1 protein-coding gene is annotated in these 352 nt (G+C 58.2%); it reads left to right on the plus strand.

Annotated elements, in window-relative coordinates; all coding sequences use genetic code 11:
- The coding region (locus tag AADR41_RS42630) for a transposase (protein WP_342287839.1) at positions 1-194 on the plus strand (194 nt) is incomplete at its 5' end.
- Positions 195-352 lie beyond the last annotated feature (158 nt).

The following is a 352-nucleotide window of genomic DNA, read 5'->3' on the forward strand; positions in this document are numbered from 1 at the left end:
AGATCGCCCGGAAAGGAACAGCCCACGGCTCCGGCCTGGGAAAGACCCGCTGGGTCGTCGAGCGCACATTCGCCTGGCTCCACCAGTTCAAGCGGCTCCGGATCCGCTACGAGATACGCGCCGACCTTCACCTTGGCCTACTCCAACTCGCCTGCAGCATTATCTGTTTGAGACGACTCCGAACTTCATTCTGAAACGATCAGTTAGAGGTCCTAACAGAAGCTGTTGATCATGTGACTGTCGGCTTGGTTGCTCGTTGGTCCGTTCGTGGCGAAGAGGAACTCCCGACCGTGGATCGTTTCGGACGAACTGTGGTTGCTGATCGAGCCGTTGTTGCCGGTTTCGGCGCCGA

Origin of the sequence: Streptomyces sp. CLV115, from assembly GCF_038448545.1 — a bacterium.
Taxonomy (GTDB): domain Bacteria; phylum Actinomycetota; class Actinomycetes; order Streptomycetales; family Streptomycetaceae; genus Streptomyces; species Streptomyces sanglieri.